This is a genomic window from Pseudomonas mucoides (assembly GCF_015461845.1).
Taxonomy (GTDB): Bacteria; Pseudomonadota; Gammaproteobacteria; order Pseudomonadales; family Pseudomonadaceae; genus Aquipseudomonas; species Aquipseudomonas mucoides.
Window position 1 is genome coordinate 862,269 of record NZ_JACOPW010000002.1, and the last position, 14,014, is coordinate 876,282.

The 14,014-nt window shown below is 54.4% G+C and carries 15 protein-coding genes; 8 read left to right on the plus strand and 7 right to left on the minus strand.

Annotation, left to right across the window (positions count from 1 at the left end; translation table 11 throughout):
- The first annotated feature begins 52 nt into the window (after positions 1-52).
- Positions 53-1,015, plus strand: coding sequence for a hypothetical protein (locus H8F22_RS12625; protein WP_194940237.1), 963 nt, complete (start codon positions 53-55; stop codon positions 1,013-1,015).
- Between the two features lie 470 nt (positions 1,016-1,485).
- Here the strand turns inward: H8F22_RS12625 and H8F22_RS12630 are convergent, their stop codons facing one another.
- The 3 genes from H8F22_RS12630 to H8F22_RS12640 all read right to left on the minus strand — a co-directional run bounded on the left by H8F22_RS12630 (position 1,486) and on the right by H8F22_RS12640 (position 3,774).
- Entirely contained in the window at positions 1,486-1,683 is a 198-nt protein-coding gene (locus H8F22_RS12630; protein ID WP_194940238.1) for a hypothetical protein, read from the minus strand.
- Positions 1,684-1,883: 200 nt separating this feature from the next.
- Complete coding sequence (locus H8F22_RS12635; RefSeq protein ID WP_194940239.1) at positions 1,884-2,846, minus strand: hypothetical protein; 963 nt, start codon at positions 2,844-2,846, stop codon at positions 1,884-1,886.
- A 307-nt stretch (positions 2,847-3,153) separates the two neighbouring features.
- Positions 3,154-3,774, minus strand: coding sequence for a tyrosine-type recombinase/integrase (locus H8F22_RS12640; RefSeq protein ID WP_194940240.1), 621 nt, complete (start codon positions 3,772-3,774; stop codon positions 3,154-3,156).
- 136 nt (positions 3,775-3,910) lie between these two features.
- Here H8F22_RS12640 and H8F22_RS12645 point away from each other — a divergent pair, with 136 nt between their 5' ends.
- The 4 genes from H8F22_RS12645 (at position 3,911) to H8F22_RS12665 (ending at position 6,790) form a co-directional block, all read left to right on the plus strand.
- Positions 3,911-4,477, plus strand: coding sequence for a DJ-1/PfpI family protein (locus tag H8F22_RS12645; protein WP_194940241.1), 567 nt, complete (start codon positions 3,911-3,913; stop codon positions 4,475-4,477).
- A 281-nt stretch (positions 4,478-4,758) separates the two neighbouring features.
- Positions 4,759-5,241, plus strand: a complete 483-nt coding sequence (locus H8F22_RS12655) for a hypothetical protein (protein WP_059182760.1) — start codon at positions 4,759-4,761, stop codon at positions 5,239-5,241.
- 244 nt (positions 5,242-5,485) lie between these two features.
- Positions 5,486-6,115, plus strand: a complete 630-nt coding sequence (locus H8F22_RS12660) for a LysE family translocator (protein WP_194940242.1) — start codon at positions 5,486-5,488, stop codon at positions 6,113-6,115.
- A 267-nt stretch (positions 6,116-6,382) separates the two neighbouring features.
- Positions 6,383-6,790 carry a hypothetical protein gene (locus H8F22_RS12665; protein ID WP_194940243.1) on the plus strand — a complete coding sequence of 136 codons (408 nt, stop codon included), beginning with the start codon at positions 6,383-6,385 and terminating at the stop codon, positions 6,788-6,790.
- Between the two features lie 146 nt (positions 6,791-6,936).
- Here the strand turns inward: H8F22_RS12665 and H8F22_RS12670 are convergent, their stop codons facing one another.
- The 4 genes from H8F22_RS12670 to H8F22_RS12685 form a co-directional block, all read right to left on the minus strand.
- A complete protein-coding gene (locus H8F22_RS12670; protein ID WP_059182759.1) occupies positions 6,937-7,308 on the minus strand; it encodes a DUF6632 domain-containing protein in 372 nt (123 codons plus the stop codon).
- A 350-nt stretch (positions 7,309-7,658) separates the two neighbouring features.
- Entirely contained in the window at positions 7,659-9,305 is a 1,647-nt protein-coding gene (gene mqo / locus H8F22_RS12675) for a malate dehydrogenase (quinone) (RefSeq protein ID WP_059182758.1), read from the minus strand.
- 318 nt (positions 9,306-9,623) lie between these two features.
- Positions 9,624-10,334, minus strand: coding sequence for a GNAT family N-acetyltransferase (locus H8F22_RS12680; protein ID WP_059182757.1), 711 nt, complete (start codon positions 10,332-10,334; stop codon positions 9,624-9,626).
- Between the two features lie 25 nt (positions 10,335-10,359).
- Positions 10,360-10,995, minus strand: coding sequence for a TetR/AcrR family transcriptional regulator (locus tag H8F22_RS12685; protein ID WP_027926075.1), 636 nt, complete (start codon positions 10,993-10,995; stop codon positions 10,360-10,362).
- 163 nt (positions 10,996-11,158) lie between these two features.
- Here H8F22_RS12685 and H8F22_RS12690 point away from each other — a divergent pair, with 163 nt between their 5' ends.
- From H8F22_RS12690 to H8F22_RS12700, 3 genes are all read left to right on the plus strand, one after another.
- Complete coding sequence (locus H8F22_RS12690; RefSeq protein ID WP_027926074.1) at positions 11,159-11,599, plus strand: hotdog fold domain-containing protein; 441 nt, start codon at positions 11,159-11,161, stop codon at positions 11,597-11,599.
- A gap of 214 nt (positions 11,600-11,813) precedes the next feature.
- On the plus strand, positions 11,814-12,920 hold the full coding sequence (locus H8F22_RS12695; protein WP_194940244.1) for an alkene reductase: 1,107 nt from the start codon (positions 11,814-11,816) through the stop codon (positions 12,918-12,920).
- 206 nt (positions 12,921-13,126) lie between these two features.
- The gene (locus H8F22_RS12700; RefSeq protein ID WP_027926072.1) at positions 13,127-14,014 is read left to right on the plus strand and encodes a LysR family transcriptional regulator; all 888 of its coding nucleotides are present in this window, start codon (positions 13,127-13,129) and stop codon (positions 14,012-14,014) included.

Genomic DNA, 14,014 nt, shown 5'->3' on the forward strand with positions numbered 1-14,014 from the left:
ATCACTTAAAGAGGCTATGCTCCTTCAAATCTCAGTTGAACGAGATAGGATCATGGACAAAATAATCCTCTTTCTAGCAGACGAGAACAATCGACTGATCCTCAATTGGATCGGCGGAGCATTGGCGACGTTAGCTGGTGGGTTATGGGTTGTAATTAGATATCTGCTTGAGCGATCTGAAAAAAAGCGCACTTTATTCGCACAAAAAAAAGAAACGGAAGAAAAGGCACATGCTCCTCCGTCGATCACCGATGAACCGGCTGTTCAGCCCAACTCAATTTACGTTAAAGACGGTATCGCTATTGGCTCAGGCGCGAACGTTTCCGCGCGGGATATAATAGTAGGTTACAGACTAAGAGGATTAGCCTTCACTCTATTCGCGATTGGACTACTACTAATACTAGCCGGATATTTCTTTGAAGAATTTGCATCATCAGTTATAGCAACAAAACTAACAAAATATGAATTAACACTTTCTTGCGGCAATACAGGAAAAACAAAATTCGACATGTCACCTGATGAATTAACTGATGTTATAAAATTCAGAGATTTCCTTTCAGAAAACGAAAATAAGACGTTTTTTCTACATTTCGAGATTCAAAAAGCCTGCTCCGCTTGCAAATGCCCGCGTGTTGCTCCAAGCCCACCGGAACCTGGACCCAAAGGATTTCTCGTTATCGATGATCCTCAAAAAGAACATTGGACATTATCTCCCATGATGAAAGAAGCACACGAGATTATAGCCTTTCACACTCACCTTGTCGTAGACACCATATTTTACCTACCAACGTACGAACAACTCCCTGAAAATGGACTATTCCAAAAAGGCGGCTACGGTTTCTACGCTTATTACGACGGTCCTTTCACTGCAAAATATTTCGAAGGCACTGGGTATACGGGCGGATATATCGAACCAGTAGTTATCGCGTCTTCTGAAATAATCAATCAGGTAAAATGCATTCGAGAAGAAAAATCACTTAATTTCTTCCAAAAATTATATCACCAATGTTTTTAAATTGATTTTTTGCTCAACATCAAATCGAGAAATTCTTCACGCGTCTCGTTGTCTTCGATATTTGATATGTTTCTGCCTCCTGAATTATGCGAGCAGGAGATTGCTCTCAAGATCGAGTGCCCTCACCGCGCTATTAAAATAAAGCGGCGCTTAGCGGCCTTTCGCGAAGGTCAGCTAGGGGTCGATTACTGCCGGTCATGTCCACGACATCGTGCTAGTCAAATCCGATGCAAATGACTTGTCAGGTCGAATGCAAATGGGTGGGTAAGTCTGTGCAATTAACCATAAGAATGTCGAGCCCCTGCTCGGCATCCACCAGCCCCATCACGTTGACCTTATCGAACTTCGCTAGGGCGGCGGCGTCGTGACGCTCATTGGTGCCGTGTGCAGGGCCATCCACCGCAGTGACCGGCAAGTACCACCGGAATAACGAAAGCCCTTCGGCGCGTGTAAATACCTAGTTATCGGCATTAACGCCTTTTCCCCAAACCCGGAATCTTGCAGTCATACCCGGCCTTCGGGAACTGCTCGGCCAACGCGCACTCCATGAGTGCCTGTTTCCCTGCCTGTTCCTGGTAGTGCTCGTACACGCCCAGGCAAATGACACCCAGGACTGCCAGCAGGATCAACGCAACCAGCAGTAGTACCAGACCTTTTAGGAATTTCAACACGCAATCTCCTTGATCCAACTGCGTTTGATTGTGGCAATTCCCTTGCCCAGCGATGATGCGACCTCGATTTGGGTCATGCCCGTGGCCTTGAGGCGCTGTACCGACAGTGTGGTGTCGGCCAATAGCGGCCCCTCAATGCGTCAGATAAACTGGCCGCAATTCGAAATCTAAAGGGGACTGATTTGAATGGCGCTTACTTAACCATCTTCGGAGGACCTATCTCCAAAAACTGGCATGTTTACGTACAACTTAGCTTCAAAAATGGAATCGATTTCTTTAATTACCTCATAGCACTTAAATGCAGTCCAGCAGTGCACGACTGACACGAATATTGATAAAGAAAGAAAAACTGCTATTACTAGGTCAGAGCCATCATAGCTGTCCAAACCGGTATAAGTTCCAGCACCCATAATTCTACTCTGCAATAGTGGCCAATACCCAATCAAAGTTGCCGTCGCGATCGTTATAAATGGAAACCACATAGATATTGCACGAATCCGTTTGGCGAATGTATTACCACCCACTTCTGAATAGGTGAGAAACACTGTATTTAGCTGAGCCACTTTGATGACATCTAAATCCCCGTGAAGACAAAGTGATGAGAGGGCGGCGTGAACGCCTCGAAGGTTCATCCATATTCCAATAACGATGAACATCGACATCACAGCCATGACAATGACGAAGTCGTTAGCAGGGACATTCATATTCAATAAAGGAATAACCCGTATAGGAAGCTTGTCACCGTACAAAGTATTTTCGTTTATTGTTAATTCTCGCTCCAGTCTCGAGAATTTCTTGACAACCTCCATGAATGGAGTCGATAGTAACGATCTGCGCACCTTATTTGATACCCCCGCGCAGGCTTCGTCTTCATTAATTATTTTGTTTTTAATCTTTTCGCGCTCATCTTCATTTTTATCTGGAAGAACAATTAATTCATTAAATACTGTGCCCTCACACACTCGCAATATTGTGATTTGATTAACAAAGCGATTGTAATAAATACCTTGCAGTTGCTGGTTTTGGAGGCTGAAATTTGCCAAGTATATGTGCAATATAATCAGTACAGATACAAGCACAGCTGCATTGATGAGCCAGCGCATGCGTGTGGTGGCAGCTTTGAAAAAGGTCAACTCTTCCGAAACCATGTCCACAGCCATGATGCCCCCTTTCTATTTGTAAAATTATTAATTGGATACTTTAGACTAATACGGAAGGCTCTCGCTCAAACTAGCGCGGTCTAGTAGATCCTTTCAACGCGAAGACTTGACCGACTCTAAAGCTTTAGTAGTGTTTTAAGAATCTGTCAATAAAGCAGCCCTATCAAAGCGTAATGAATTAGAGGAGGCAGAATTATTATCTCTAACTCACCCCACGGCTGTCCGCTATTGGCCGGCTGCCGCCCGGCGTGAAGGGCTGCAATGGGTCGGATAGCGACGGTCTGGCGTAGACCGTCGCAGTGGATGGTCAAACTTCTGTCTGCTCTGCCATTTCCAGGGCATCATCGACCTCGATGCCCAAGTACCTGACGGTGCTTTCAAGCTTCGTATGACCAAGCAGGAGTTGGACGGCTCTCAGACTCTTCGTCCTGCGATAGATCAACGATGCCTTGGTTCGCCGTAGCGTGTGAGTACCGTACATGGTTGGGTCAAGACCAATGGCGGTCACCCACGCTTTGACTATTCGAGCGTACTGTCTGGTGGAGAGATGGTCTGAGTCGTGCAAACGGCTCGGGAACAAGAAGTCCTCGCTGTGGAGGTGGGCTTGATGCATCCAAGCCTCCAGCACCGTTCGAGTTTGCTCAGTGATTTCAAATTGCACTGGGTGATGGGTTTTCTGCTGCATCACGATGGCTCGTGACGACACATGCTCTCCATGGGCGATGTCTCGGACTCGCAGCTTGGTTAAGTCACAGGCACGCAGTTTGCTGTCGATAGCCAAGTTGAAGAGCGCCAGATCTCGTGTCTTCTCAGCAAGCTGAAGTCTTACGCGGATAGCCCAGATATCTCTCACTCGGAGCGGCGCCTTTTGCCCGACGAGCTTTCCCTTGTTCCAAGGCTGATGGCGATGTTTAGCATTAGAGTTCATGGCTTGTCCTCCAGGTTGAGGGAGGACAAGGGTGGTTCAGTCACGGTGCGTCGTAGTCGCTATTCGACCCGAAGCAGCCCTTGATGGCTGTTTGTTCTCGTCATATGTTACGGGTATTCATGGAGGATTCTGACTGATGGCACGCGTGGGTTTGATACTGACACCCGGTTTTGCGGACTGGGAATACGCTTTCATTGCGGGTACGGCCTCCCCTTTTTACGGGATCGACGTTAGGTTTTTCGCTCCTGCTACGGGGGAGTTTCGTTCACAAGGTGGATTGGCTGTAACGGTCGACAGCAGCTTGCATCAATGTCTGGACTGGAAACCGGACGTTGTCGTCGTTATTGGAGGAATGGTCTGGGAAAGTGCAGAAGCGCCGGATATTCGAGACTTTCTTCATGCCAGCCGTTCAAGTGGAGCAACCCTTGCCGGTATCTGTGGAGGAACGCTGGCACTTGCGAGGGCCGGGCTTCTAGATACGGTTCCTCATACCTCGAACAGCGCTGACTTCTTACAGAATGCGGTCAGTTATCAAGGCTGCACGCTTTACCGAAGCAGCTCAATAGCGGTGATGGCGGATCGCATCATTACTGCTCCAGGCACCGCCCCCGTTAGCTTCACCTGCGCAGTGTTTGAAAGTGCCGGGCTATCTTCAGAGAGCATTTCCCAATTCAGGTCAATGTTGGCAGCGGAACATGCGTGATCGCGTCGTCCCGGCGCTGATTGGATGTCGATCACGTCAGCGTCACCAGGCCGACCCGGTCGAATCCTTGTTCCGCCAGACAGGTCATCAATGGGATTGCGAGCGCAACGGATTGCAAGTGTTCGTGGCAGACGGCGCATTGTTGCGCCCCCTTGATTCAACAGGCCTGAGAGAGCAACCCCACAATACTGCGGCATAGCCGGAGCACTGTGGGGTGGGTATGAAAGCGCCTACACCGTCCCGAAACCTTAAAAATTCCAACACTCAGCGATGAAATGAGAATGTCCAAAAAAAAAATCTATGCCAAAGAGTTCGACATCTGCGTATCGATGTCAGATTTAGTAACCTGGGAAGGTGACCAGAAGACTCCCAGCGCCGACCTGCAGGCGGTTTTTACCACCCTTGAAATCCCCGTCAACATTCTCGAACTCCACGAGTTGTATTTCGCCCACCTTTACAACGGCTACGGCGACGTGCATGTGTATCATGCTCAAAATAACGGAGGCAGTATTTTCGCAATCGACTTGTATCGAGAGCTCACGGACCAACAAGATTTGACAGGTCTGTTTCTGCGAATTGAAAGCCCCGCATTTGATCAGGCACTCGTCCATCTCAGGTCATTCTTTGACAACGCCAGCTGCCAAGTTGCATTTGACCAGGCAAGCTACTCTAGGCGACTTCGCGAAACGCTTGACGAAAGCAGATACCCTCGACTGGTCGAAGTAGATCACGACTTCATACAGCAGCATTTCACTCATCGGTGACGCTAGCCAACCAGACACTGCACAATTGCGATTCAACGTTGGCGTTTAGCAATTGCGCCAATACTGTGGTCACTTGCCGATCTCCTCCTTGCGACCAAAGAATGCGATCACCTGGTTCACCATGCTTCGAACGGATTGGGCCTCTCTACACCATACTGTTGCGGCCAAATCCATCCCCACTGTACCTGCTTCTGCCTAACTACTACCGGTTAGCATCACTCCTCACCCAAGGAGGTATTGCTCTATGCCGGACACCACTAACCTCTACCTGTTCATTGCTGCCGCCTTGATGTTGCTGATCGTGCCTGGCCCTAACATGGCTATCGTCAGTAGCCATGCAGTTGCCCACGGCTGGCGCGCCGGCCTCGCCGCAGCACTGGGAATAACCCTGGCCGATGTGCTGATGAGCGTCATGGTTAGTGCAGGTCTCGGTGCGCTGGTGATGAGTTGGGCGCCGGCGTTTGATTTGCTACGGTGGGCGGGCGCTTGTTATCTGATGTGGCTGGCCTGGCAGGCATTGAAGATTCCTCCTACGGACACTGATGTTCTAGCTACACAAACTTCGCTTCGGAAGATCGTGGCCCGCGCCACGCTTAACAGCCTGTTAAACCCCAAGGCGCTGTTGTTCTTCATGGTATTCCTGCCGCAGTTCGTCACCGTAGGTGCCAGCAACGTCACCTCGCAATTGATGTTCTTGGGTTTATTGCTTGCGCTGATCGCATTGATCTTCCATTCCCTACTCGGGTTCTGCGCTGGACGGCTGCATGGGCGCCTCAGCAAAGGAATAATATCTAAACGCCTTGGTGCTTATGGTTTCGCTGCGGTAATGACAGCTCTGGCAGCACGTTTACTTGTGCTTAACCGGCCGCTTTAAAGGGTCGAGGCGCACCGATTTAGCAAATACCTTCCTTGCCGATCCGCACCGTCGAATACCGTGACCTAGACGTGACTTCCGCTTTGGGCCGGTTGCTGCCCTTCGTGACAGACAGCAACCGGCCAATAGCTGACCTTGCAGATCGGCTGCCAGAAAGCCACTTTTCCACTGCTATGCTAACAACGTCTGTTTCTACGCCAGAGACGAGCAGCATGGCAGCACAAGGCATTTTTTATTCATTGCACATCGTCAGAGGAACGCCCCGCGATGCGACACTCACTTAAGCATTCGAGACTTCGTTTTGGCTTTTTGCTGACTGTTATCTCAATGGGGCTGACCGCTTGTTCCAGTAACGACAATATCAATACACCTGCCAAAGCCATTGCTCGACCACCGATTGATGATAGCGAGACGTCTTCTGTACGTGTCACTACCAGCTGGATACAACACACGCTTAGTCAAGCTGAATGCCTGAAGCACGCTCAATCAGCGCTTACAAAAGCGAGATATTTTGTTGATGCCGGAGACAGGTCCGTTTTTGGGTTTCGTCAAGGGATGACTTTTTCGATCCGCTGCGACTACGAAGGCGTTGCATTTTTAGCAGTGGCTTATCGTCATAGACCCAGTGTTGAAACGCAGGATCGGATCTTGAATGAAATAACCAGGTTATTTTAAGGACTAGTGACAGGCAGCAAACGGCCAACACCAACAGCCTTCCGATTTTGAAGCTATGGTAGATACCGGTTCAAACTTTCCGCAGTCATGAGGCATGCCTGCCGGGAGCCAATTGAGCATTACGCACGACCGCCCTCTTCATCCCTTTATTGTGAGCGGGGCGTCAAGATAGCCAACGCAGCCGCCACGATGAAGAGCGCCGGCACGTCACCTGCCAAGTGCCCCATTTGCTCCGGCTGGGTGAACGCCTGGACGGCCATGATTCCTCCGTGTACGGCGCTAGACCACACGGCGAACCAGATTAGGCTCAGATTGGCTAATGGATCACGTGCGGCCAGGATCAGGAACACGCCAAGTGTGGCGTAGATGCCAACGATCATCATCGGGTAGTCCGAGTGACCGACGTGCCAGGCCCAGCCGGACGGCCAGAACAACATAAGTGGGTAGAGAGCAAGGCACGCGAGGCCCGCCAAAACTAGAACGACGCGCAAATACCTGAGGCTATCGACTACGGTCATGACGAACTCCTCTTTGGGCCTAACGCTAAATTGCCACCAAGTGGCGTGATAACACCTTCACAGGCTTGGTGGATAACACTCCTTTTTCTGTCGTCTTGCCTTGACTAGGCCGGGCATTGTGACAGTCGGGTGTCTGCTGAAGGGGTTTATACCCCATGGACGGAAAGCTCAATCAGTTCCGGCAGTTGAGCAAGCATAGCTACTCGTTTGCTATCGCTCCGTCCACCGGCTGCTTCTGGCTGAAAGCCGCTCCGTCAAACAATCTGAATCTATCCCTTACACAAAACCACCCTCCACAAAAAAGCCCACTGACCGTCTCCGGTTCAGTGGGCTTTTGACAAGGCCTCTACTTACAAAGCCATATCACTAGCAGCATTAGCCTTCGGAGCCTTCCCGGCATCAGCCGGAGCAGCAACGGGAGCCGCCAACTGCGGGATCACCGGTGGCGGAGTCAGTTCCAACACCTTGGAAGTGTAAGCCCACTCCTGCGCAACCTTCTCAGGACTGCCGTTCAACTGAGTGCCGTAGCTCGGCACGATCTGGTGCAGCTTCTCCTGCCAGGCCGGCGAAGCCACTTTGTCCTTGAACACTTTCTGCAGCACGGTCAGCATGATCGGCGCAGCCGTCGATGCACCCGGCGATGCGCCCAGCAGGCCGGCAATCGAGCCGTCGGCAGAGGACACAATTTCGGTACCCAGCTTCAGCACGCCACCAGCGGCTTCATCACGCTTGATGATTTGCACGCGCTGGCCGGCTTGCCACAGGCGCCAGTCTTCGGCTTTGGCGTTCGGGAAGTATTCTTTCAGGGCGTTCATGCGGTCTTCGTCAGACAGCATCAGTTGGCCTGCAAGGTACTCAACCAGTGGGTATTCCTTGATGCCGACCTTGGTCATTGGCCACACGTTGTGCGTGGTCGTGGTGGTCAGCAGGTCCAGGTACGAGCCTTCTTTCAGGAACTTGGTGCTGAAGGTCGCGAATGGGCCAAACAGGATGACGCGCTTGCCGTCCAGGACACGGGTGTCCAGGTGCGGCACCGACATTGGCGGTGCGCCGACGGAGGCTTTGCCGTAGGCCTTGGCCAGGTGTTGTTCGGCGATGGTCGGGTTTTCGGTCACGAGGAACGAGCCGCCGACCGGGAAGCCTGCGTATTCCTGGGCTTCAGGAATGCCAGACTTCTGCAGCAGGTGCAGTGCACCGCCACCAGCGCCGATGAACACGAACTTGGCATCGGTTTCGGATTTGGTGCCGTCTTTCAGGTTTTTGTAGCTGACGCGCCAGGTGCCGTCTTCGTTCTTGGTGATGTCTTGCACTTCGCTAGACAACTTCAAGTCGAACTTTGGCGTGGTTTGCAGGTGCGCGACGAACTGGCGGGTGATCTCGCCAAAGTTCACGTCGGTGCCGATCGGGGTCCAGGTGGCCGCGATTTTCTGGTTCGGGTCGCGCCCTTCCATCATCAGCGGAACCCACTTCTTGATCACAGCCGGGTCTTCGGAGTACTGCATGCCGGCGAACAGCGGGCTCGCTTGCAGGGCTTCGTAGCGCTTCTTCAGGAATTTGATGTTGTCATCGCCCCACACAAAGCTCATGTGCGGCGTGGAGTTGATGAACGAATGCGGGTTTTTCAGCACGCCTTGCTGAACTTGCCAGGACCAGAACTGACGGGAGATCTGGAACGCTTCGTTGATTTCAACGGCTTTCGGGATCTGTACGTTGCCTTTGTCGTCTTCCGGGGTGTAGTTCAACTCGGCCAGGGCGGAGTGACCGGTACCGGCGTTGTTCCAGCCGTTGGAGCTTTCGAGGGCAACGCCGTCGAGACGCTCGATCATTTCCATCGAGGTGCCGGGTTCCAGCTCATTGAGCCACACACCCAACGTTGCGCTCATGATGCCGCCGCCAATCAGCAGCACATCGACTTTCTTTGCCTCTTCCGCTTGAACGGACGTGATCCCCATCGACAAAGCCAGCCCCAGCAGGGCCGTGTTCATTTTTTTAAACATCTGTAGCACCTATGATAAAACGCCATCCGCCCTTCCATCTTCACATCAAAAACCCCTGGTTCACGGCATACAGGCAGGATGTCGTGGGTGTTCATGCATGAGGATTGGAGGGTGGGCACACAAGGCCGATGTGTCTCCATCGACCTCAGTTATATGTCCCTACTGAACTGACTTTTTATCATTATTGGCTTCAGCTACTTGAGCGACATTGATCCTGTTTGCGCGTCTGCGAGACGGGCAAACTGATTAGGTCAAACCAAGTTGGCGCGCAGAATATCACGGCTCGGCGACCGTGCGCTCCCGAAAGGACTTGTGAGTCTAGTCCAGACGAGGCTCGTTCGCCGCGTTCTGGCCCAAACGATTCAGCACAAACACCTTGGCGTTGCGGGTCATTTGGTCCAGATGCCGGTCGCGCTGCTTCTCGGCATCGATCATTGCGCGCTTGCCGTGCTTCTGCAGCAAGTAGTGATGGATCTGCCGAACTTCCAGAGAACTGTAGATCGACGCCACATCCAGCAACCCCATCAAGCCTTCGCTGCTGTGGTCGCGAGTGTTCATCAGCACTTGCGTAGCGCGCACGCCCAGCACCTGAAAACCCATCGATTCGAACCACGGCACCTTGGCCACGGCGCAGGTCAATTCGGCGTGCGGGTAACGCTTGATCATGTCTTGCAGCATGGCGCGCGCGACACCTTGGCGACGATGGCCGACGTCGACCGCCATGTAGGCCACGCCACACGCCTGCGGATCGTCCTTGATCGGCAGGTACAGCAAAAAGCCGATGACCTTCGTCGGGTCTTCGTCGTCGGTGGCGACGATCAACTCGACCGCAATCCCCTTGGACCCGTCGAGCGCTTCCAGGTACAGGTGCACTTCGAAGCCGACCGTGTATTGGTAGACGTTGTACAGCGGGTTGCTCGGGCCGATGCCGACCATGCTGATGTCGGTCAGGTTATCGACGACCAGTTGCAGGATCTGGCTGTTGATGTGCTCCGGGCACGGGGCTGCGAAGTGGGTGAGTTGGGGCATTGAAATTCTGACTCCGGGAAAAGACTTACTGGGCATCGGCCAGGCTATTGTCACAGATTGAGCGCCACGCGGCTTGCGCCAGCAGTTCGCGGTAGGCCTTGGGACTGCCCTTCACTCTCCCCGACAACCACGCGCGGCAGTAACTGTCGGCCTGGCCGATGATCAGTGACAGCAACAGTTCACCCGGCACCGCGCGCAATTCATCGCGCCGGCCGGGCGCTGCCAGCCATTCGCCGAGTGTGTGATTACGGGTTTTGTTGCGGCTCGCGAGCTCGTCCTTGAACGGGCCTTTGGTGATGGCGAACCGTGCGTGGTACTGGAACCGCGCCCATTCAGGCTGGCTGTCGACCCAGTCGACGTAGCTGTGCACCAGCGCATGCACGCCCTCCTCGGTCGTCTGCGCTTCGGCCAGGTAGCGGTCGCGAAGCTGGGCCTGATCGTCCAGCGCGGTGAAAAACAGCGCCGCCACCAAGCCTTCCTTGTTGCCGAAATGGTGGTAGATCGCGCCGACGCTGGTGTCGCACTCGGCGCGGATCATTTCGATGGTCGTGGCTTCGACCCCCAGGTCGTTAAACAGGGCCAGGGCCTTTCTGAAGATATCGCGCTTGAGTTCGGCTCTTCTGCCGGGGTAGCAGCGTTCGAGTAAATCTGGAGTTTCCATGCGGGACACAGGCCGAGTAAATCCATGACAAGGCAGAGCACTGCCCATGAGTAAGCACCGTTAGGTTGACAGATTTCACCGCGACAGAATACTGTTCCGTCACAGAACATTATTCTGTTACGGAACATCGTTCTGTAAAACCAACTGTCAGTGAGGCTTCAACATGAGTCAGTTTCTCAGCATGTTTAACAGCGCAGGTCCGGAAGCGTTCAGCAAAATGGCCTGTCAGGTGGCGCCCTACTTCAGCACCATCAACCCGCTGATCTCGGAATTGCGCCCGGGGTATGCCGCGGTCCAGGTGCCGTTCAAGCGGGAGATCACCAACCACCTGGGCAGCGTGCATGCGATTGCGATGTGCAACGCCGCCGAACTGGCCGCGGGGACAATGACTGACGTGTCGATCCCCTCGGGTGCGCGCTGGATTCCAAAAGGCATGACTGTGGAGTATCTGGCCAAGGCCAAGAGCGACGTGACGGCAGTGGCCGACGGTGAAGCGGTGGACTGGCAGACCGAAGGCGACAAGATCGTCCCGGTGGATATTCATGACGCCGAAGGCAAGAAGGTGTTTACGGCGCGGATCACGATGAATGTGAAACTGGCCTGAGCCCGACCATCACGGTCACCTCAGCGTTCGGCAAGTCGGTCACCGCACCGATAGCCGCGCACTAAAGCGTTATCGAGGGCGCCCGGTCTGCTCATTGCGGACCGGGCGCCTGTCGATTACGGACCGATTCGTCCAGAGAGTGCGGATCGTTGGCCTGTTTTTCTGCTTTCACCACTGCCCTAAGGTGGCGCCCAGACACTTACTGGAGGTCACCATGAATCACCCAACCCTGCTTTCCCCGATCAACATCGGTCAACACAGCCTCACCCATCGCGTCGTCATGGCGCCATTGACCCGCATGCGTTCCGAGCCCGGCGACCTGCCCGGCGCCTTGATGGCCGAGTACTACTCGCAACGGGCCACTGACGGCGGCTTGATCATTTCCGAAGCCACCGTGGTCTCGACCACCGGCAACGGCTACCTCGGTTCGCCCGGCCTGTATAACAACGCACAGATCCCTGGCTGGAAAGTCATCACCGAAGCGGTTCACGCCAAGGGCGGCAAGATCTTCCTGCAACTGTTCCATGCCGGTCGCCAGTCCCACAGCGACATGCAGCCTGATGGCGCGCAACCGGTCGCCCCGTCGGCCGTCGAATACGATGGCGTCGCCTACACCGCCAGCGGCTGGGTTGCCAGCACACCCCACCGCGCACTGACTGAAGCGGAAGTGGTGGCACTGGTCGAAGATTTCCGCAGCGCTGCACAACGCGGGCTGGAAGCCGGTTTTGACGGCGTGGAAGTCCATGGCGCCAACGGCTACCTGATTGACCAGTTCCTGCAGGACGGCAGCAACCGTCGCACTGACGCCTACGGCGGCACCATCGCCAAGCGCTCGCGTTTCCTGATGGACATCACCCGTGCCGTGATTTCGGTGTGGGGCAGCGAGCGCGTTGCGGTCCGCCTGGGCCCAAGCGGCAACTTCGGCGACATGAAAGACAGCGATCCTGAAGCGCTGTTCGTCTACGTCGCCGAACAATTGGCCACGCTGAAACTGGCCTACCTGCACCTGATCGAACCACGGGTGCTGGGTAACTCGATCGATGAGATTAAGGACCAGAACCCGGTCGCTTCGCAGTTGATTCGCAAGCACTACGACGGCCTGATCATCGCCGCCGGTGGCTTCACCGCCGCATCGGCCGAGCAGATTCTGCAAGCGGGTGATGCCGACCTCGTGGCATTCGGTCGCGACTTCATCGCCAACCCGGACTTGCCGGAACGTATTCGCCATGATCGGCCGTTGAATGCTTACGACCGCGACACGTTCTACGGTGGTACTGAGGTTGGGTTTACTGACTATCCGTTCTACCAACAAAGCGCCTGAACTTTGCGCTGAATGTAAGACCGCCATTGCTCGCTCCCACATTTGATCTCCGTCGGACACAAAATGAGTGTTCACCGTAGATCAAATGCAGGAGTGAGCCTGAACGCGATTAGCCGCACCTCCGTTCCCGAGACTTCCCTTCCCAATTCCCCCGCCCGCCTCTACTCTGCCTTGACCCTCTCCCAGCACCGAGCACACCTCAAATGATGGACAGCCTCAGCGGCATCACGGCCTTCATTCATGTGGCCGAAACCCGCAGCTTTACCGAAGCCGGTCGCCTGCTGGAGATTTCCTCCTCCGCCGTCGGCAAAAGCGTGGCGCGCATGGAGGAGCGCCTGGGCGTGCGGCTGTTTCATCGCAGCACCCGCAGCGTCACCCTGACCACCGAAGGCGAACTGTTTCTGGACCGTTGCAAACGCATCCTCAGTGAAGTGGAAGCGGCGGAAATGGAGTTGCTGGAGTTGTCCGCCACCCCGCGCGGCAAGGTGCGCATCAGCGTGCCGATCCAGAACGTGTTGATCATGCCGGTGCTGGCCGGGTTCATGCGTGCCTACCCGGACATCGAGCTGGACGTGGACATGTCCGACCGCATGGTGGACGTGATCGAGGAAGGGTTCGACGCGGTGATCCGCACGGGCGCGCCGCAGGATTCGCGGCTGATGGCGCGCAAGTTGGGGGGTTATCAATTGCAGTTGGTGGCGTCGCCAGCGTATCTGGAGCGCCATGGCGACCCGGTGCACCCGGACGATTTGATCCGCCACGTGTGCCTGCTGCACAAATTTCCGGCCACCGGGATGATCGAGCGTTGGCCACTGCGCGTCGGCGATACGCACATCGAGCCGAACCTGGCGCGGGCATTGACCTGCACCACGATGGACCCGCTGACGTACCTGGCGATTGATGGGGTGGGGATTGCCTGCCTGCCGGATTTTTCAATCCGTCAGCCGTTGGCCGACGGCAGGCTGAAGGTGGTGCTGGAGGACTACACCGACCACACCGGCAACCTGTGGATGCTCTGGCCTGCGTCGAAGCAGACGGCACCGAGGTTGCGAGTGTTGATCGACTACTTCAAGGACAACATTCTCAAAGCCTGA